Annotated in this window: 17 protein-coding genes; 14 read left to right on the top strand and 3 right to left on the bottom strand. The window is 71.5% G+C overall.

Annotation, left to right across the window (positions count from 1 at the left end; translation table 11 throughout):
* Positions 1 to 70 precede the first annotated feature (70 nt).
* Positions 71 to 1,708, bottom strand: a complete 1,638-nt coding sequence (locus KF708C_RS27095) for an acyl-CoA synthetase (protein WP_020204730.1) — start codon at positions 1,706 to 1,708, stop codon at positions 71 to 73.
* 242 nt (positions 1,709 to 1,950) lie between these two features.
* Here KF708C_RS27095 and KF708C_RS27090 point away from each other — a divergent pair, with 242 nt between their 5' ends.
* The 3 genes from KF708C_RS27090 to KF708C_RS27080 all read left to right on the top strand — a co-directional run bounded on the left by KF708C_RS27090 (position 1,951) and on the right by KF708C_RS27080 (position 3,971).
* Positions 1,951 to 2,619 carry a Crp/Fnr family transcriptional regulator gene (locus KF708C_RS27090; protein ID WP_020204731.1) on the top strand — a complete coding sequence of 223 codons (669 nt, stop codon included), beginning with the start codon at positions 1,951 to 1,953 and terminating at the stop codon, positions 2,617 to 2,619.
* A gap of 117 nt (positions 2,620 to 2,736) precedes the next feature.
* Positions 2,737 to 3,393 carry a hypothetical protein gene (locus tag KF708C_RS27085; RefSeq protein ID WP_063923067.1) on the top strand — a complete coding sequence of 219 codons (657 nt, stop codon included), beginning with the start codon at positions 2,737 to 2,739 and terminating at the stop codon, positions 3,391 to 3,393.
* Between the two features lie 353 nt (positions 3,394 to 3,746).
* Complete coding sequence (locus tag KF708C_RS27080; RefSeq protein ID WP_020204733.1) at positions 3,747 to 3,971, top strand: hypothetical protein; 225 nt, start codon at positions 3,747 to 3,749, stop codon at positions 3,969 to 3,971.
* Positions 3,972 to 4,207: 236 nt separating this feature from the next.
* On the opposite strand, the gene KF708C_RS27075 is transcribed toward KF708C_RS27080, so the two are convergent.
* On the bottom strand, positions 4,208 to 4,495 hold the full coding sequence (locus tag KF708C_RS27075) for a type II toxin-antitoxin system PemK/MazF family toxin (protein ID WP_156173973.1): 288 nt from the start codon (positions 4,493 to 4,495) through the stop codon (positions 4,208 to 4,210).
* A gap of 80 nt (positions 4,496 to 4,575) precedes the next feature.
* The gene (locus KF708C_RS36005) at positions 4,576 to 4,824 is read right to left on the bottom strand and encodes a hypothetical protein (protein WP_156173972.1); all 249 of its coding nucleotides are present in this window, start codon (positions 4,822 to 4,824) and stop codon (positions 4,576 to 4,578) included.
* Positions 4,825 to 5,075: 251 nt separating this feature from the next.
* On the opposite strand from KF708C_RS36005, the gene KF708C_RS27070 reads away from it, so the two are divergent.
* The 11 genes from KF708C_RS27070 (at position 5,076) to KF708C_RS27020 (ending at position 18,077) form a co-directional block, all read left to right on the top strand.
* Entirely contained in the window at positions 5,076 to 6,185 is a 1,110-nt protein-coding gene (locus tag KF708C_RS27070) for a catalase family peroxidase (protein ID WP_059414139.1), read from the top strand.
* Positions 6,182 to 6,724 carry a cytochrome b gene (locus tag KF708C_RS27065; protein ID WP_020204738.1) on the top strand — a complete coding sequence of 181 codons (543 nt, stop codon included), beginning with the start codon at positions 6,182 to 6,184 and terminating at the stop codon, positions 6,722 to 6,724. Before KF708C_RS27070 ends, KF708C_RS27065 begins: the two co-directional genes overlap by 4 nt.
* A gap of 499 nt (positions 6,725 to 7,223) precedes the next feature.
* Positions 7,224 to 8,327 (top strand): substrate-binding domain-containing protein, encoded by a 1,104-nt coding sequence (locus KF708C_RS27060; protein WP_082079956.1) that lies wholly within the window; start codon positions 7,224 to 7,226, stop codon positions 8,325 to 8,327.
* A 47-nt stretch (positions 8,328 to 8,374) separates the two neighbouring features.
* Positions 8,375 to 9,397 (top strand): ABC transporter substrate-binding protein, encoded by a 1,023-nt coding sequence (locus tag KF708C_RS27055; protein WP_020204740.1) that lies wholly within the window; start codon positions 8,375 to 8,377, stop codon positions 9,395 to 9,397.
* 187 nt (positions 9,398 to 9,584) lie between these two features.
* Positions 9,585 to 10,400: an ABC transporter permease gene (locus KF708C_RS27050; protein WP_020204741.1), complete on the top strand. Its 816-nt coding sequence runs from the start codon at positions 9,585 to 9,587 to the stop codon at positions 10,398 to 10,400.
* 14 nt (positions 10,401 to 10,414) lie between these two features.
* A complete protein-coding gene (locus KF708C_RS27045) occupies positions 10,415 to 11,296 on the top strand; it encodes an ABC transporter permease (protein ID WP_029043967.1) in 882 nt (293 codons plus the stop codon).
* The gene (locus KF708C_RS27040) at positions 11,289 to 12,356 is read left to right on the top strand and encodes an ABC transporter ATP-binding protein (protein ID WP_059414138.1); all 1,068 of its coding nucleotides are present in this window, start codon (positions 11,289 to 11,291) and stop codon (positions 12,354 to 12,356) included. The genes KF708C_RS27045 and KF708C_RS27040 overlap by 8 nt, the downstream gene beginning before the upstream one ends.
* A gap of 55 nt (positions 12,357 to 12,411) precedes the next feature.
* Complete coding sequence (locus KF708C_RS27035; RefSeq protein ID WP_059414136.1) at positions 12,412 to 13,299, top strand: phosphodiesterase; 888 nt, start codon at positions 12,412 to 12,414, stop codon at positions 13,297 to 13,299.
* Positions 13,300 to 13,817: 518 nt separating this feature from the next.
* The gene (locus KF708C_RS27030) at positions 13,818 to 14,513 is read left to right on the top strand and encodes a response regulator (protein WP_020204745.1); all 696 of its coding nucleotides are present in this window, start codon (positions 13,818 to 13,820) and stop codon (positions 14,511 to 14,513) included.
* Between the two features lie 3 nt (positions 14,514 to 14,516).
* Complete coding sequence (locus KF708C_RS27025; RefSeq protein ID WP_020204746.1) at positions 14,517 to 16,355, top strand: ATP-binding response regulator; 1,839 nt, start codon at positions 14,517 to 14,519, stop codon at positions 16,353 to 16,355.
* A 270-nt stretch (positions 16,356 to 16,625) separates the two neighbouring features.
* Entirely contained in the window at positions 16,626 to 18,077 is a 1,452-nt protein-coding gene (locus KF708C_RS27020) for an aldehyde dehydrogenase family protein (protein WP_059414134.1), read from the top strand.
* Positions 18,078 to 18,095: the final 18 nt, after the last annotated feature.

Raw genomic sequence — 18,095 nt, 5'->3', positions numbered from 1 at the left:
GAAATGCTTCGGGCAAGCCCTGCCGAGTCCGCCGGGCGCGACTGAACGCGCCACGGACCGGAAAACATCGTCAGACGTCGATCGCCGTATCCGACTTGACCTTGCGGCGCAGCTCGAACTTCTGGATCTTGCCGGTCGAGGTCTTGGGCAGCGGGCCGAAATAGACCGCCTTGGGCACCTTGAAGCCGGCCAGCAGCGTGCGGCAGTGCGCGATCAGCTCCTCGGCGGTGGCGCTGGCGCCGTCCTTGAGCTCGACGAACGCGCATGGCGTCTCGCCCCACTTGGCGTCCGGCTGGGCCACCACCGCCACGGCCAGCACGGCCGGGTGGCGGTAGAGCGCGTCTTCCACCTCCACGCTGGAGATGTTCTCGCCGCCGGAGATGATGATGTCCTTGCTGCGGTCCTTGATCTTGACGTAGCCGTCCGCCGTGCGCACGCCCAGGTCGCCGGTATGGAACCAGCCGCCGGCGAAGGCTTCGCGCGTGGCGCGCTCGTTCTTGAGGTAGCCCTTCATGCAGATGTTGCCGCGGAACATGATCTCGCCGATTTCCTCGCCGTCGGCGGCCACCGGCTGCATGGTGTCCGGGTCGAGCACGGCGACGTCGGCCTGCAGGTGGTAGCGCACGCCCTGCCGGGCCTTCTTGGTGGCGCGCTCTTCCTGCGACAGCGCGGCCCAGTCGTCCTGCTCGGCGCACACGGCGGCCGGGCCGTAGGTTTCGGTCAGGCCGTAGACGTGGGTCAGCTCGAAGCCCATCGCCTCCATCTGCGCCAGCACCGCGGCCGGCGGCGGCGCGCCGGCCACCATGCCGCGCACCGGGCCGCGCAGGCCCTCGCGCCAGGCCGGCGGCGCGTTGACCAGCGCGGTGTGCACGATGGGCGCGGCGCAGTAGTGGGTCACGCCCTCGTCGCGCATCAGGTCGAACACCAGCTTGGGCTCGAACTTGCGCAGGCACACGTTGACGCCGGCGCGCGCGGCGATGGTCCACGGGAAGCACCAGCCGTTGCAGTGGAACATCGGCAGCGTCCACAGGTAGACCGCATGCTTGGGCAGGTCCCACTCGAGGATGTTGGAGACCGCGTTGATGGCCGCGCCGCGGTGGTGGTAGACCACGCCCTTGGGGTCGCCGGTGGTGCCCGAGGTGTAGTTGAGCGCGATGGCTTCCCATTCATCGGCGGGCATCTGCCAGTCGTAGTCGGGGTCGCCCGAGGCCAGCAGGCCCTCGTAGTCGGTCTCGGCGAAGCGCGGCGCGTCCTGCGGGCCGAGCGCGTCGATCACGGCCACCACCTTCAGGCCCGGGATCTCGTTGGCGATCTGGCGCGCGAGGTCGGCGAACTCGGTGTCGGCCAGCAGCACCTTGGCCTCGCCGTGGCGCAGCATGAAGATCAGGTTGGAGGCATCGAGCCGGATGTTGAGCGCGTTGAGCACCGCGCCCGCCATCGGCACGCCGAAGTGGGCTTCCACCATCGCCGGCGTGTTGGGCAGCAGCGCCGCCACGGTATCGCCCTTGCCCACGCCCAGGCGCGCCAGCGCGCTGGCCAGGCGGCGCGCGCGCGCATAGGTTTCGCGCCAGGTCTGGCGCACCGGGCCGTGCACGATGGCCAGGCGCTCGCCATAGACCGCGGCGGCGCGGGCCAGGTAGTCGAGGGGCGTGAGGGGAACGTGGTTGGCCGGGTTCTTGCCCAGGCCGGTGTCGAAATCGGTTGGCATTGCTGGTCTCCGCTTGCGCCGGGCGCTGACTGCGCCGCCGGTCGCTGTTACTTTTTGCTGCGCAAGGCTATCATCCCACACGACAAAGCTTTGTCGTCCGGATGACAGTGCCCGCCTGGCCAGCGCTCCGGGCTTGACCCACATCAATGTCCAGCCTGCCCCTCCCCCCTGCCTCCGCCGGACTGCCCGGGACCGCCGCCCCCGCCGCCACAGCCCCTGCCGCCACGCCCGAGCCGCCCGCCGTGCTGCTTGCCCGCCACGAGTGGTTCGCGGCGCTGGCGCCGCAGCACCAGGCGCTGGCCGCGCGGCAGACGGTGATGCAGGACTTCGCCGCGGGCGCCTTCGTGGCGCGCCGGGGCGAGCCCTCGCGCTACTGGATCGGGGTGGAAAGCGGGCTCATCAAGCTGGCGGTCTACACGCCCGACGGGCGCGGCTGCACGTTCTCCGGCGTGCCGGCCGGCGGCTGGTGCGGCGAGGGCAGCGTCATCAAGCGCGAGGCGCGCCGCTACGACGTGATCGCCATCCGCGACTCGCGCATCGCGCTGGTGCCGGACACGGTGTTCCACACGCTGCTGGCCGAAAGCCTGCCCTTCTCCAGCTTCGTGGTGCGCCAGCTCAACGAGCGCATGGGCCAGTTCATCGCCACCGTGCAGAACGACCGGCTGCTGGGCGCGGACGCGCGCGTGGCGCAGGCCATCGCGCAACTGTTCCATGCGGCGCTTTATCCGCGCACGAACGCCGTGCTGGAGCTGTCCCAGGAGGAAATCGGCCTGCTCACCGGCCTGTCGCGCCAGCGCGTCAACCAGGCGCTGCGCCGGCTGGCGGCCGACGGCATGGTCGACATCTCCTACCAGAGCATCCGCGTGACCGACCTGGAGCGGCTGCGGCGGGTCGGGCTGTCGGAGCTGTAGCGCGGGCAATGGTCGCCGCGACGACAATCTGGCGCGCCGACCCACGTACAATGCGGCTTTTCCGTCCGCGCGCGGCATGCCCACGGCATGCGCGCCAGCCGCGCCCCTGAACCTCGCATGGCCCTCGTCAGCAGCACCGAGCTGCGCCTGTCCCACCTGCGTTTTCCCTTCGCCGTGCGCGTGGACGCCCTGCGCGGCGGCGCGCGCCTGCGCGACGCCAACGCGCGGCGCGAGGTGGTGCCGGGCAAGCCCTTCGTGGTGCCGGCCTTCGCCTATTTCGACTGCGACCTGCTGCCCAGGACCGGGCAGGACACGGCGCTGGCGCTGCGCGCGGTGCCCGACGCGGCCTGCCCGCGCATGACGCTGGGCGGCCTGCCGCACGGCCAGGGCGCCGCCGAGAAATGCTGGTCGCGCGCGCTGGCCGGCGCGATGTTCGAACTGCCGCGGCTGGCGTGGGACGCCGCGCTGGTGTCCGAGCGCTGGCAGGTGCCGCCGCGGCTGGTGCGCGCGCGCCTGTTCGCCGAGGGCGAGGCGCTGCGCGTGCTGCTGCGCGAGCAGCGCGTGGCGCACGCGCTCTACCTGCTGGCCACCGGTCGGGGCATTCCCGGCGACTGGCTGGCGCGGCAGGCCGGGCTGCCTCATGCGCGCGCGCTGGCGGCGGCCTGCGCCAATACCGTGGGCCCGGCCGCCGTGCGGCTGCTCGACGCCGGCGAGCCGGAAGCGCCGCGCGCCAGCGCGGCGTTCGGCCTGCCCGGCTTCCATCTCGCGGCCTGAGCCGCGCCGCAGCCTCGACGCCACCTGCCCGGACCTTCGCGCGGGCTCGCAACCGCAAATACCGGGCAACCCCTGCGCCACCAGTAAAAATCGCGGACGTTGTAAAAAACGCCGGGAAACCGCGGCGCGGGTGCGTGAAAGTGGCGCCGCGCATATGACGCCCGGCCGACTTCCGCGCGGCCCGATGGCGCCTCCCTGCTTTTGCGCGACCTTTGCGCGCGGCGGCGATCCCTTGCCGGCGCGCGCCTCGCGGGTATGCGGCGCGCGCCGGGCGGCGCGGGCGCCACCGCGCGTGGCACGCGGCTTGCACCCTTTCCCGTCACGCGGCATTCCGCCGCGCCACGGAGAGCACGATGGGACAGCAACAATCCGGCCAAGGCCAGCAAGACCAAGGCAAGCAGCAACAGCAATCGGGTCAGCAAGGCTCCCAGTCCGGCAGCCACGACCAGAAGGGCGACCAGCAGCAGCAACAGGACCGCGGCCAGGGCCAGCAGGGCCAGCATGGCCAGAAGACCGACCAGGCCGGCCAGCAGAACCAGCAAGGGCAGAAGAGCGGCCAGCAAGGCGGGCAACGCTGACGGCATCGCGGCGGCGCGGGAGCGGGGCGAAAGCCCCGCCGCGTTGCCGTTGTTCGGTCACGGTCCGGTGCACATCGATCCAGAGCCACTTATTGAACCGGCCGGCACACGATCCTTCGTGCGCCGGCGATCGTGGCTCAACAGACTGGCTTCCTTGTCATCGGGCCGCATCACCCGCTTCACCCGTTTCACTCAGTTCACCAGCGGGCAGGTCTACTCTGCGACACCGTCTTTCGCTATTCGCCGATGGCAATGATCTGGTTCAACTGCTCGCACGCCGCGGCAAAAACGTCCGCGGGAACCTGCTTCCACGGGTGGGCCTTCGCTCCGCGGGCACGCCAGTCGAATGATTTTGGCTGATGCGCGAGCACGTAGCTCGTCATGCTCTTCGGCCCCTTGAACTTGATTGCGAACGGATTGGTGTCGTTGAACTCGGCCGTCGTCATCGGTAGCCCGATCACAATGCCGGTTCGCTCGTTGAATGCTTTCGGCGACAGGACCAGCATGGGATGCAGGTTCTTCATCTCGCGTCCCGAATTGCCGGGACGTTTCAATATGTCGATACGCGCAGCAAGCGTTGCCCCGGCCGGCAGCGCCCGGCTGTCTATGGCTGCCTGCCGGCGCGCTTGCCGCGCGTGCGGTAGAGGTCGGTGTCCTCCAGCCCGCGCTCGATGTCGCGCCCGGCCTGCTGGACTTCCTTGCGCGGGCCGCTGTGCTGGCTGTGGTGGCTTTCGTCGTGCTCGTGCGGCAGGCGCGGCTGCGGACTGCCCAGGCCGTCCTGGGCGCGCGTGGCGCCGCCGCTGCGAGCGGGCCCGGCGGCGTGGCCGGGTTCTTTGCGGGGTGATCGGGTCATGGCAGTTTCCTTTCTTGGATGGCCGCCGGCGGCGGCATGGTCCGATACCGCCGCAAACACCATGCCATGCGCGCCCCGCGGAAAAAGTGACGCGCGCCATTCCCGCCCGCGTCCTCATACGGCGTGGGCCATTCCGTGCCACAGTGCGAATCTGCAAACCAGCAGGCGATACCAAGAAGGCGCCGCGCGGGAATACTGCAGAATCCCCACCAGACAGAGAACTTCCCCCACCGCACGGCAAAGGAGTGGCTATGAGCGACGACGTTGGAAAACCCCGGCTGAGCGCCAGCGCAGCCACCCTCCGGTACGGCGGCATCGGGGCGGCGACGCTCGTGCTCGCCTGCGCCTTCGCCTACGCGGGCGGATGGCTGTCGCCGGGCCGGCTCACGCAGGACCGGGTCATCTTCGGGTTCGAGGCCGCGAACGGCAAGCACGCCGGCTTCCGCCGCAATCACGCCAAGGGCCTGTGCGCGAGCGGCTGGTTCGACAGCAACGGCGCCGGCGCCGCGCTTTCCCGCGCGGCGCTGCTCGCGCCGGGCCGCGTGCCCGTGGCCGGGCGCTTCGCCTTCGCTGGCGGCATGCCGTTCGTGCCGGACGGCCCGGGCCTGGTGCGCAGCCTCGCCCTGCAGTTCAAGCCCGCCGGCGCGCAGGAATGGCGCACGGCGATGGTGGACATTCCCGTGTTTCCGTTCAGCACGGTGCAGGCGTTCTACGACCAGATGATCTCGTCGGTGCCCGACCCGAAGACCGGCAAGCCCGACCCCGCCAGGATGAAGGCGTTCGCCGACGCGCACCCGGACTTCGTGGCCGCGGTCGGCGTGGTGGGCCAGCGCGCGGTGTCGTCCGGCTTCGCCAACAGCACCTACAACGCGCTCGATACCTTCCTGTTCGTCGACAAGGCCGGCGCCACGGTGCCGGTGCGCTGGTCCGCCGAGGCGGTCACGCCGTTCGAGCCGGCGGCCAAGCCGCAGCCCGCCGATCCGAACTACCTGTTCGACGCGCTGATCTCCGACGTGGCGCGGCACCCCGCGCAGTGGAAGATGGTGGTGACGGTCGGCGAGCCGCAGGACCCGGTCGAGCCCGACAAGGCCTGGCCCGCCAGCCGGCGCAAGATCGACATCGGCACGGTGACGATCGACAAGGTGGCGAGCGAGGACGGCGGCGGCGATGGCGGCAGCTGCACCGACATCAATTTCGACCCGGCCATCCTGCCCGCCGGCATCACCACCTCCGCCGACGACATCCCGAGCGCCCGCTCGGCCGCCTATGCCCGCTCCTTCACGCTGCGCGAGAACGAGCGGGGCCAGAAGCCGCCGAGCGCGGTCACGCGGCAGGAAGTGAACGCAGGAGGCAAATCATGAGACCCCACGCTCCCGGCTTCTCGCTGCCGTCGCGGCTGCTCCACTGGCTGATGGCGGCGCTGATCCTGGCCATGCTGTTCATCGGCGTGGGCATGGTCGCCACGGTCTCGGACCGCTATGTGCTGCTGCTGTCGATCCACCGCCCGCTCGGCGTCGCCATCCTGGTGCTGGCGGCGCTACGGCTGGTGAACCGCGTGATCCACCCGCCCCCGCCGCTGCCGGCCTCGCTGCCGCCGCTGCAGCGCGTCGCCGCGCATCTGTCGCACGTGCTGCTGTACGTGCTGATGTTCGCGATCCCGCTGATCGGCTGGGGCATGCAGTCGGCGGGCGGCTACCCGATCGTGCTCTACGGGCAGGCGCAACTGCCGCCGATCCTGCCGCACAGCGCCGCGCTGTACGCGCCGCTGCGCGCGGCCCACACGGTGCTCGCCTTCCTGCTGTTCGCCACCGTCCTGGCGCACTTCGCCGCGGCGCTGTACCACGGGCTGATCCGGCGCGACGGCGTGCTCGCGGCGATGACCAGCGGCAAGCCGCAATGAGCGCCGCGCCAGGTCTTCACCCGGCCTGGCCGCCACCGGGCGCGTAAAGGCGCCGCCCAGGATCACGTCTCACGCCGCCAGCCGCGCGCCGACTTGACGGCGCGCCACGCGCCCCGGTCACGCCGTTGCCGGGGCGCTCCCTGCGTTGGCGCGGCATCACGGGCGGCCCCGCGCCCGGGCGGCCACCGGCCGGCCGGGCAAACACCACGTGACGTTTGTGACGCTCCGCCGCAGCGCCAGCAGCCGGCATGCGTCACGCCCGCGCCCGGCACCGCCACCGTCACAGTCACGCTGCCCACGGCATCGCCGGACGCATCCAGGCGCTTTCGCCGCGCCCGGCGCTGTCATCGTGCTGTCACGCACCATCCCCACAATCCGCGCTGTAACGGGTTATCGCCTTGCCGGCGCGGGTTTCGCTCACGCGCCGCAATATCACAAAGGCTTGCTGCCCGATTTTTTTGCGACTTGAATGAAAACGTTTTCATTTCTGGAAAACGTCTTGGCTCCTTCCCCGAACCCGACCCGCGCCATCAACGTGAACCGCAACCAGGAACGCTCGCCCGCCGTCCCGCACGACGCCGCCGCCACCCTCGTGGACGTGGCGCAGGCCGCCGGCGTATCGCTGGCCACGGCATCGCGCGCCTTCAACAGCCCGGGCCTGGTGCGCAAGAGCACCGTGCAGCGCGTGCTCGACGCCGCGCGCGAACTGAGCTTCCGCCCCAACCTGCTCGGCAGCAAGCTGCGCGCGCAGCAAAGCCGCATGTTCGGCGTGATGCTGCCGACGCTGGAGAACGCCGTGTTCGCCGACTGCTGGCGCGGCATCGAAGACACCGCGCTGGCCGCCGGTTACTCGCTGATGCTCGTGACCAGCGCCTACGACCCCGCGCGCGAGCGCGAGCGCATCGAATACCTGCTGCGCCACCGCGTCGACGGCATGGTGCTGACGGTGGCCGACGCCGCGCGCAGCGCCGTGCTCGACCAGCTCGACACCGAAGGCGTGCCCTACGTGCTGGCCTACAACCAGGCCGCCGCGCGCGGCCAGCGCCATTCGGTGTCGGTCGACAACCGCGCCAGCGCGCGCGAGGGCGTGGCGGCGCTGATCGCCGCCGGGCACCGCCGCATCCGCGTGGTCTCGGGCGCCTTCGCCGCCTCCGACCGCGCGCGCCAGCGCTTCGACGGCTACCGCGACGCGATGCGCGCGCACGGCCTGGCGCCGGCGCCGGCGCTGTGCCTGCCCAGCCATACCGCCAGCAACGCCGAACAGATCGGCGCGCTGGCCACGGGGCCGGACGCGCCCAGCGCCTTCTTCTGCACCAACGACCTGCTCGCCATCGGCGTGATCTCCGACCTCAAGCGCCTCGGCCTGCGCGTGCCGCGCGACATCTCCGTGCTGGGCTGCGATGGCATCGCGCTCGGCGCGCTGGTGGAGCCGCCGCTGGCCTCGGTGGTGCAGCCCAATGCCGAGATCGGCGAGCGCGCCGTGGCGCGCCTGCTGGCCCGCTTCGACCCCGCCGCCGCGCCCGGCGGCGCGCGCGTCACGCTGCTGCCGCACGGGCTGCGCCTGGGCGGCACGGTCGCCGCGCCGGCGCGAGGCAAGGCATGACCCCCGACCCATTCCCCCAGCCCCAGTCCGCAACCAAGGAGTTCACCATGCAAGCAAGCCGTTCCTGGCACAAACCGCTACGCTGGATCGCCATCGCGCTCGGCGCCGCCGCCTTCAGCCAGGGCGTGGCCGCCCAGACCGCGATCTGCTACAACTGCCCGCCCGAATGGGCCGACTGGGCCGCGCAGATCCGCGCCATCAAGGAAAAGACCGGCGTCACCGTGCCGCACGACAACAAGAACTCCGGCCAGTCGCTCGCGCAACTGGTGGCGGAGAAGGCCAGCCCGGTGGCCGACGTGGTGTACTACGGCGTGACCTTCGGCATCCAGGCCAAGAAGGACGGCGTCACCGCCGCCTACAAGCCGGCCCACTGGAACGACATCCCGGACGGCCTCAAGGACCCGCAGGGCAACTGGTTCGCCATCCACTCGGGCACGCTCGGCTTCATGGTCAACGTCGACGCGCTGCGCGGCAAGCCGGTGCCGCAGTCGTGGGCCGACCTGCTCAAGCCCGAGTACAAGGGCCTGGTCGGCTACCTCGACCCGGCCAGCGCCTTCGTCGGCTACGTCGGCGCGGTCGCGGTCAACCAGGCGATGGGCGGCTCGATGGACAACTTCGGCCCGGCCTTCAAGTACTTCAAGGACCTGCAGAAGAACCAGCCCATCGTGCCCAAGCAGACCGCCTACGCGCGCGTGCTGTCGGGCGAGATCCCCATCCTGCTGGACTACGACTTCAACGCCTATCGCGCGCGCTACAAGGACAACGCCAACGTGGCCTTCGTGATCCCGAAGGAAGGCACGGTGGTGGTGCCCTACGTGATGAGCCTGGTCAACAAGGCGCCGCACGACGCCGAAGGCCGCAAGGTGCTCGACTTCGTGCTGTCCGACGCCGGCCAGGCGCTGTGGGCCAACGCCTACCTGCGCCCGGTGCGCAGCGCCGGCATCCCGAAGGAAGTGCAGGCGAAATTCCTGCCCGCGGCGGACTACGCGCGCGCCAAGCCGGTGGATTTCGGCAAGATGGCCGATGCGCAGAAGGCGTTCAGCGAAACCTACCTGAAGGAAGTCCGCTGAACGCGGCATGACCGCCCATGCCGGCCCATGCCAGCCCATGCCAGCCCATGCCAGCCATTGGGCCGGCGCGGGCTCCGGCCGCAGCCGGCGGCGGGCTTCCCGGCCCGCCGCCGATTCCAGCCGCGGCGCCCGTGCCGGCGCCGCGCGAACCCGCCTCCACCGGCCCGCGCCGCGGCGCGCCCAGCCCATGAAGAAGCCCTTTCCTCTTCTCCTCTTCGCCCTGCCCGCCCTGATCGTGTTCGTGGCCTTCTTCTGCCTGCCGATGGCGAAGCTGCTGGCCATCAGCATCGCCGGCAAGGACGGCGCCAGCGTCTACTGGACCGTGCTCTCCAGCCAGCGCTACCTGCACAGCCTGCTGGTCACGGTGCTGCTGTCGGCCGCGGTGACGCTGGCCACGCTGGTCATCGCCGGCATCACGGGCACCTTTCTCGAGCGCAACGCGGTGCCGGGCAAGGCGCTGCTGGTAGCCATGCTGACCTTCCCGCTGGCCTTCCCCGGCGTGGTGATCGGCTTCATGGTCATCATGCTGGGCGGGCGCAACGGCCTGCTGGCGATGGCCGGCGACTGGCTGGCCGGCGAGCGCTGGACCTTTGCCTACGGCCTGACGGGATTGTTCGTCGGCTACCTGTATTTCTCCATCCCGCGCGTGATCCTGACCGTAATGGCCGCGGTGGCCAAGCTCGACGCCTCGCTGGAAGAAGCCGCGCGCTCGCTCGGCGCGGGCCGCTGGCGCGTGGTGCGCGACGTGATGCTGCCGGCGCTGATGCCGGCCATGATCTCCAGCGGCGCGATCTGCTTCGCCACCAGCATGGGCGCGTTCGGCACGGCGTTCACGCTGGCCACGCAGCTCGACGTGCTGCCGCTGACCATCTACAACGAGTTCACCAACTACGCCAACTTCGGCATGGCGGCGGCGCTGTCCGTGCTGCTGGGCACGGTGACGTGGGCCCTGCTGGCGCTGGCGCGCTGGTTCTCCGGCGACGCCGTCGCCGCCACCGCCTGAGGAGCGCGCACATGATGCATTCACGACGACGCGGCGGCGCCTACTGGCTGCAGCTTGCCCTGGCGCTGCTGGTGTGCCTGTTCATGGTGGTGCCGGTGGTGCTGTCGGTGCTGGCCGGGCTGACCAACAACATCTTCATCGGCGTGGCCAGCGGCCTGACCACGCGCTGGCTGGCGGAGGTGTGGTCGCTCTACCGCAACACCATCTTCCTGTCGCTCGGCATCGCGCTGGCCTGCCTGGCCTGCACGCTGGCGCTGGGCGTGCCCGCCGCCTACTACATGGCGCTGCGGCGCGGGCGCGTGACGCGCCTGATCGAGGAGCTGCTGATGCTGCCGGTGGCCGTCCCCGGGCTGGCCACGGCGCTGGGCCTGATCCTGCTGTACGGCGGCTGGCAGGCGTTCCGCACCAGCTGGGTGTTCATCCTGGTCGGGCACGTGCTGTTCACGCTGCCGTTCATGGTGCGCTCGGTGCTGGCCATCATGTCGGCCATCGACATCCGCACGCTCGAGGACGCCGCCGCCAGCCTGGGCGCCACGCGCGTCCAGCGCTTCTTCACGGTGGTGCTGCCCAACTGCCGCCAGGGCATCCTGGCCGGCGCGCTGATGGTGGTCACGCTGTCGGTGGGCGAGTTCAACCTGACCTGGATGCTGCACACGCCCACCACCCAGACGCTGCCCGTGGGGCTGGCCGACAGCTATGCCTCGATGCGGCTGGAGATCGGCTCGGCCTACACCATCGTGTTCTTCTTCATGATCATTCCGCTGCTGGTGCTGATGCAGGCCGCAAGCGCGCTCGGCGCGCGCGCCCGCCGGCACCGGCCGCCCGCCGACGACGCCGTGGCCGAGAGCCTTGCCGGCGCCGATCCGCTTCCCGCTTCCGAGGCCCGCCATGCATGAACCCACTCCCATCACGCTGCACCGCTGCGGCAAGACCTTTGCCGACGGCACGCTGGCGCTGGAGCCGCTCGACCTGGAGATCGGCGCCGGCGAGACCGTGGTCCTGCTCGGGCCTTCGGGCTGCGGCAAGACCACCACGCTGCGCATCATCGCCGGACTGGAATATCCCGACGCCGGCGGCGTGGTCATGTTCGGCGACAACGACGTCACGCCGCTGCCGATCGAGCGGCGCGGCGTGGGCATGGTGTTCCAGAGCTACGCGCTGTTCCCCAACATGACGGTGGCGGAGAACATCGCCTACGGCCTGCGCGTGCGCCGCGTGGATGCCGCCGCGCGCCGCCGCCGCGTGGACGAGATGCTGGCGATGATGCACCTCGGCCCGTTCGCCGAGCGCCGCGTCGACCAGCTCTCCGGCGGCCAGCGCCAGCGCGTGGCGCTGGCGCGCGCCATCGCCGTGCAGCCGCGCGTGCTGCTGCTCGACGAGCCGCTCACCGCGCTCGACGCCAAGCTGCGCGACGCGCTGCGCGCCGACATCAACCAGTTGCTGCGCAGCCTGCGCATCACCGCGGTCTACGTCACCCACGACCAGGCCGAGGCGATGGCGCTGGGCGACCGCATCATCGTGATGGACCGCGGCCGCATCGCCCAGGCCGGCACGCCGCAGCAGATCTACCGCGCGCCGGCCAACGCCTTCGTGGCGGACTTCATCGGCACCATGAACCGCCTGCCGGCCGCGCTGGAAGGCAACGCCTGGCGCGTGCCCGGCGGCCTGGTGCCGTGCGCGGCCGATGTGGCCAATGTGGCCGCCGCGCAGAACGCCGAACTGCTGTTCCGCCCCGAGGACGTGGCGCTGGCGCGGCCCGAGGACGCGCACCTGGGCGGCGCGGTGGTGACGGCGCTGTTCCTCGGCAACTACACGCGCCTGCTGGTGGACGTGGGCGCGCCGGCGCCGCTGGTGGTGGACACCACGCGGCGCGACGGCTGGCACCCGGGCGACCGCGTCGGCCTGCGCCTCGACACCGGCCACCTGATCACGCTGGCGCAAGCGCGCGCCGCCTGAAGCAACGGGCAACGAATACCGCATCGGCACCGCATCCGCACCGCACAAGCCACACATGAACACCCCGAACCAAGACCCCGCCGCAGGCGCCCCCGGCAGCGACGCCGGCAGCTACCTGCTGGCCCACATCACCGACCTGCACATCAAGGCCGGCGGCAAGCTGTCCTACGGCATGGTGGATACCGCCGGCGCGCTGCGGCGCTGCATCGACACCATTCTGGCCGCGCCGCAGCGGCCCGACGCGGTGATCGTCACCGGCGACCTCGTCGATTTCGGCAGCGAGGCGGAGTACCGCTTCCTGCGCGGCCTGCTGGCCGGCCTGCCGCTGCCGCTGCACCTGCTGCCGGGCAACCACGATCACCGCGCCTCGCTGCGCCGCGTGTTCGCCGACCACGCCTACCTGTTCGCCAACGGCGACGGCGACGCGCCCGTCCACTACAGCGTGGACGCGGGCCCGCTGCGGCTGGTGGCCTTCGACTGCACGGTGCCGGGCCAGCCGGGCGGGCGCGTCGAGCCGGCCGCGCTGCCGTGGCTCGAAGCCACGCTGGCGGCGGCGCCGGCGCGGCCGACCTTGCTGATGCTGCACCACCCGCCGTTCCACACCGGCATCGGCCACATGGACCAGCAGGGGCTGGAGAACGCCGGCCTGCTGGAAGCCGTGGTGCGCCGCCATCCGCAGGTGGAGCGCGTGCTGTGCGGGCACCTGCATCGCCATATCGTGCACCGCTTCGGCGGCACCATCGCCATGACCGCGCCGGGGCCGGCGCACCAGGTCACGCTCGACCTCGACCCGCGCGCGGCCTCGCGCTTCCGCATGGAGCCGCCGGGCTATCTGCTGCACTGGTGGCATCCGGCCCACGGGCTGGCGAGCCACGCGACGGTGATCGGCGAGTTCGGCGCGGACCATCCGTTCTTCGACGCGGCCGGCAAGCTGATCGACTGATCGACTGAACGGGGTTGAGCGGGCCGGAGGCGGACACGACGATGCGGGGCAGGCAGGGCAACGGGCGCGGGCAGCGCCGCATCGGGCGCGCGCCGCCGCCGGCCATGCGGCGCCGATGGCGCCGATCGACCCTGCGAGGCGCACGGATCGTACAGGCGAAAAAAAGCCCACAGCCGGGTGGTTGTGGGCAAGAAAAGTGGTATGAGCGAGTCGCGGAAATCGCCCACGCCTGCATGGTGACAGCGGGGCCCCGGCGGCGAAATAATCTTTCCGGACTAGTGCGGCCCGCCGCAGGGCCGCTCCGGCACCCCGCGAAGCCAGCGCTGGCGCGGCCTGGCGGGAAATCGGCGGGGGCCGGCGGCGAAACCTTTCCCCTCGAAGGTAGGGGTGATGGACAGTGCGGCAAGAATCGAGTCCAATGCGCCCTTCGGCCCTCGGCATCGCGCGCGCGGCTTCGCGGCGGGGCGCTTGCTATGCTTAGTCTTTCTGCCACGGCCACCGTGCCGCCCACCGCCCCCATGCTCAACGCCCGACTGCTGCTGATCGACGACCACACCCTGTTCCGCACCGGCCTGCGCCTGGTGCTGGCGGACAGCCCCAGCGTGGCCGGCATCATCGAGGCCGGCTCGGTCATGGGCGCGGTGCAGGACCACCGCGGCGCGGCCGTGGACATCATCCTGCTCGACATCCAGATGCCGGGGCTCAACGGCCTCGAGGGCGTCAAGGTGCTGCGCCGGCATTTCCCGGCGGCGCGCATCCTGATCGTCTCCGGCACGTCCGGGCTGGACGCCATTCCGGACGCGGCGCGCAAGGAGATCGCGGGCTTCCTGCCGAAATCGGCGGACAGCGTGCAGATCGAGCAGGCCATCGCCCGCGTCCTCGGCGGCGAGACCTATTTCGGCCCCGACCTCGACGCGCTGCCGGACAGCGCCGGCACCGCGGACGGCGCGTCCCGCAACCCCGGCGGCGCCGGCGGCGCAGGCAGCGCAGGCGGCGGCGCCTACCAGGCCAGCTCGCTGACGCCGCGCCAGCTCGAGGTGCTGGAGCAGCTCAGCCTGGGCCGCTCCAACAAGATCATCGCGCATCACCTGGGCCTTTCGGAGAACACCGTGCGGGTCCACGTGGCGGCCATCCTCGACCACCTCGGCGTGGTCAGCCGCGTCGAAGCGGTGCTCGAGGCGCAGCGCCGCGGCCTGGTCCAGAACGGCAGGTGAGCCATGGCGCTGCCCGTTCCCCGCTATGACGAACCGCGCCTGCTGGCCGCGGAGATGGAACTGATCGACCAGAGCTTCGGCATCGCCATGCTGGGCTGCGCGCTGGCGGGGCTGATCCTCGCGCTGGGGCTGAGCGTGGGCAACCGCCACCCCGGCGCGTTCGCCTGGGCCGCCGCGCTGGCGGCGTGCTGCGCGCTGGGCCACTTCGGCCGGCGCGCCATGCCGGACCGCACCGGCGAGACCGGCGCCGGCGCCTACGCGCGCGGCATGACGGCGCTGCTGACGGTGATCGGCGGCCTGTGGGGGCTGGCCGCGTGGCTCTACATGGACGTCGGCTCCCCGGCCACGGTGATCTGCATCCTGTCGCTGATCGCCGGCATGAGCGCCGCCGCGCTGGCGGTGTTCTCCGCGTGCCTGCCGGTGGCGATCGGGTTCTTCGTGCCGGCCATCGTGCCGGTGTGGGCGGTCTTCGTCGCCACCGGGGACACCGCCTACCTGGCCATGTTCCTCGGCGCGCCGCTCTACCTGGCGGTGCTGATGGTGTTCGCGCGCAACTACGCGCGCGTGGCGCGCCACGCCATCGCGCTGCGCTTCGCCAACGTGGAGCTGATCGCGCGCCTGCGCGAGCAGACCGCGCGCGCCGAATCCGCCCAGCGCGAGGCCGAGGAAGCCAACCGCGCCAAGTCCGTGTTCCTGGCCTCGGCCAGCCACGACCTGCGCCAGCCGCTGCACGCGCTCGGGCTGTTCGTGGTCACGCTGGGCCGCTCCGAGCTCAACGACAAGCAGCGCCAGTTGCTGGCGCATATCGAGGCGGCCTCGGGCGCGGCGCGCGAGATGCTCAACACGCTGCTGGACTTCTCCAAGGTGGATGCCGGCGTGATCACGCCGCGGCCGCGCCTGTTCCCGCTGCAGCCGATGCTCTACAAGCTGGAGAACGAGTTCGCGCCGCAGGCCGACGCGCGCGGCCTGTTCTACCGCACGCGCGACACCACCGTCGCGGTGTTCGCCGACCCCAACCTCGTCGAGCTGATCCTGCGCAACCTGATCGCCAACGCCATCCGCTACACCAGCCAGGGCGGCGTGCTGGTGGCGTGCCGCCTGCGGCGGGACACGGCGGTGCTGGAAGTCTGGGATACCGGCATCGGCATCCCGCTGGGCCAGCGGCGCGCGATCTTCCGCGAGTTCCACCAGCTCGGCAACCCGGAGCGCGACCAGCGCAAGGGGCTGGGGCTGGGGCTGGCCATCGTGGAAGGCCTGGCGCGCACCATCTCGACCCGCGTGCTGCTCAACTCGCGCCCCGGGCGCGGCTCGGTGTTCCGCTTCGCCCTGCCGCTCATGGGCCATGCCACGCAGGCCATGCAGGCCGCGCAGCCCGAGGACGCGCCGGACGACATCGCCGCCGGCCTGCTGCCGCGGCCCGCGCTGAACGGGCTGCGCGTGCTGGTGCTCGACGACGACCCCGACATCCGCACCGCCATGCGCGAGCTGCTGCAAAGCTGGCAGGCCGCCTGCCTCGCGGTGGAGTCCGAGGACGAAGCGCTGGACACGCTCGACGACTTCAAGCCCGACCTGCTGCTGGCCGACTACCGCCTGCGCGGCGAGCGCACCGGCAGCCAGGCGATGGAAGCCATCCGCGCGCGGCTGGGCCGGCCCATCCCCACCGTCATCATCACCGGCGACACCGCGCCGGACCGCCTGCGCAGCGTCCATGCCGACAGCGCGGCGCTGCTGCACAAGCCGGTGGTGGCGCAGCACCTGCACACGGCCATGACGGCGCTGCTGAGCGAAGCCGGCTGGCGGCCCGAGATCCCGCGCGCGGCCGGCATGCGAGCGCATGGCTGAGGTGCGCGGCCGAGGTGCTGCCGAGGTGTGACCAAGGTGCCGCTGCGGCACGACCAGCGGCGCGGCTGCGGTGCGCGGGCCGGCGCCGGCCGCGGCGCGTGCTCGCCCGACTCATGCAAATTTCGTATTAATCAATCCATCCTATTAATTGGACTTAGAGCCGGCGCCCGCCCACACTGCATGCATGACAGCAGGCACGGGCTCCGGCAAGCCGCATACGCCCCGCGTCACCGTGCCGCCCGGTTCCACCGACCCAAGCGAGGAGCGACCATGAGCACGCAGCCCGAACTGCCCCGACACGACCTGCTGATCGACGGCAAGCGCCAGCCGCCCGGCACCGGCGAATATTCCACCGACCTCAACCCCGCCACCGAGGCGCCCATCGCGCTGGTGGCGCAGGGCAGCGCCGCCGACGTCGACCTCGCGGTGGCGGCCGCGCGCGCCGCGCTCAGGGTCTGGAACGGCATGCGCGCCGCCGAGCGCGGCCGCATCCTGTACCGCCTGGCCGACCTGCTCGAGCTGCACCAGGAGGAACTCATCGCGCTGGAAAGCCTGGACGCCGGCAAGCCGCTCGCCGCGGTGCGGCGCCAGGACATGCCGGCGGTGATCGACACGCTACGCTACTACGCCGGCTGGGCCGACAAGATCAACGGCCAGGTGGTGCCGGCGCGCCCCGGCGCGCTGACCTACACCGTGCGCGAGCCGGTCGGCGTGGTGGCGGCCATCGTGCCGTGGAACTTCCCGCTCATGATCGGCATGTGGAAGATCGCGCCGGCGCTGGCCTGCGGCTGCACGCTGATCGTCAAGCCCGCCGAGATCACGCCGCTGACCGCGCTGCGCGTGGCCGAGCTGGCGCTGGAAGCCGGGCTGCCGCCGGGCGTGCTCAACATCGTCACCGGCAAGGGCAGCGTGGTGGGCAACGCGCTGGTGGCGCACCCCGGCATCGACAAAGTCACCTTCACCGGCTCGCCCGGCGTGGGGCGCGGCATCATGCAGGGCGCCGCGGCCAACTTCAAGCGCGTCACGCTGGAGCTGGGCGGCAAGTCCGCCAACCTGATCTTCGCCGACGCCAACGTGGACGCCGCGGTGCGCGCCGCCGCCTCCGGCATCTTCTTCAACTCCGGCCAGGTCTGCTCGGCGGGCTCGCGCATCCTGGCCCAGCGCGAGATCTACGACGAGGTGGTGGAAAAGCTCGCGGCGCGCGCCAGCTCGATCCGCGTGGGCGACCCGGCCTCGCCCGACACCACGATGGGCCCGGTGGTCTCCGCCGCGCAGATGAAGACCGTGCTCGACTACGTGGAGATCGGCAGGCGCGAGGGCGCCACCGCCGTCACCGGCGGCGCGCGCCTCGGCGACAAAGGCTACTTCGTGGCGCCCACGGTGTTCGCCAACGTCGAGCACGAGATGCGCATCTCGCAGGAAGAGATCTTCGGCCCGGTGGCCAGCGTGATCCGCTTCGAGGACGAAGCCGACGCCGTGCGCATCGCCAACGGCACCGCCTTCAGCCTGGCCGCCGGCGTGTGGAGCGCGGACATCGGCCGCGTCCACCAGGTGGCCGGCGAGCTGCGCGCGGGCACCGTGTGGATCAACACCTACGGCCACACCGACGTGCGCCTGCCCTGGGGCGGCGCCGGCGATTCGGGCCTGGGGCGCGAGCACGGCGACGCGGCCATCGACAACTTCACCGAGCCCAAGGCGATCTGGCTGGCGCTGCGGCAGTAGGCGGCCCAGCGGGGCGGG

Origin of the sequence: Cupriavidus basilensis (genome assembly GCF_000876015.1) — a bacterium.
Lineage (GTDB): Bacteria > Pseudomonadota > Gammaproteobacteria > Burkholderiales > Burkholderiaceae > Cupriavidus > Cupriavidus basilensis_B.
Note: the sequence above shows the minus strand (reverse complement) of the source record. Positions and strands in the feature narration are given on the sequence as shown.

What these genes read in the sequence shown, in the direction of transcription:
- KF708C_RS27095 (WP_020204730.1), bottom strand. Translation starts at nt 1,708, where the DNA reads ATGCCAACCGATTTCGACACCGGCCTGGGCAAGAACCCGGCCAACCAC.
- KF708C_RS27085 (WP_063923067.1), top strand. Translation starts at nt 2,737, where the DNA reads ATGGCCCTCGTCAGCAGCACCGAGCTGCGCCTGTCCCACCTGCGTTTT.
- KF708C_RS27080 (WP_020204733.1), top strand. Translation starts at nt 3,747, where the DNA reads ATGGGACAGCAACAATCCGGCCAAGGCCAGCAAGACCAAGGCAAGCAG.
- KF708C_RS27075 (WP_156173973.1), bottom strand. Translation starts at nt 4,495, where the DNA reads ATGAAGAACCTGCATCCCATGCTGGTCCTGTCGCCGAAAGCATTCAAC.
- KF708C_RS36005 (WP_156173972.1), bottom strand. Translation starts at nt 4,824, where the DNA reads ATGACCCGATCACCCCGCAAAGAACCCGGCCACGCCGCCGGGCCCGCT.
- KF708C_RS27070 (WP_059414139.1), top strand. Translation starts at nt 5,076, where the DNA reads ATGAGCGACGACGTTGGAAAACCCCGGCTGAGCGCCAGCGCAGCCACC.
- KF708C_RS27065 (WP_020204738.1), top strand. Translation starts at nt 6,182, where the DNA reads ATGAGACCCCACGCTCCCGGCTTCTCGCTGCCGTCGCGGCTGCTCCAC.
- KF708C_RS27055 (WP_020204740.1), top strand. Translation starts at nt 8,375, where the DNA reads ATGCAAGCAAGCCGTTCCTGGCACAAACCGCTACGCTGGATCGCCATC.
- KF708C_RS27050 (WP_020204741.1), top strand. Translation starts at nt 9,585, where the DNA reads ATGAAGAAGCCCTTTCCTCTTCTCCTCTTCGCCCTGCCCGCCCTGATC.
- KF708C_RS27045 (WP_029043967.1), top strand. Translation starts at nt 10,415, where the DNA reads ATGCATTCACGACGACGCGGCGGCGCCTACTGGCTGCAGCTTGCCCTG.
- KF708C_RS27040 (WP_059414138.1), top strand. Translation starts at nt 11,289, where the DNA reads ATGCATGAACCCACTCCCATCACGCTGCACCGCTGCGGCAAGACCTTT.
- KF708C_RS27035 (WP_059414136.1), top strand. Translation starts at nt 12,412, where the DNA reads ATGAACACCCCGAACCAAGACCCCGCCGCAGGCGCCCCCGGCAGCGAC.
- KF708C_RS27030 (WP_020204745.1), top strand. Translation starts at nt 13,818, where the DNA reads ATGCTCAACGCCCGACTGCTGCTGATCGACGACCACACCCTGTTCCGC.
- KF708C_RS27025 (WP_020204746.1), top strand. Translation starts at nt 14,517, where the DNA reads ATGGCGCTGCCCGTTCCCCGCTATGACGAACCGCGCCTGCTGGCCGCG.
- KF708C_RS27020 (WP_059414134.1), top strand. Translation starts at nt 16,626, where the DNA reads ATGAGCACGCAGCCCGAACTGCCCCGACACGACCTGCTGATCGACGGC.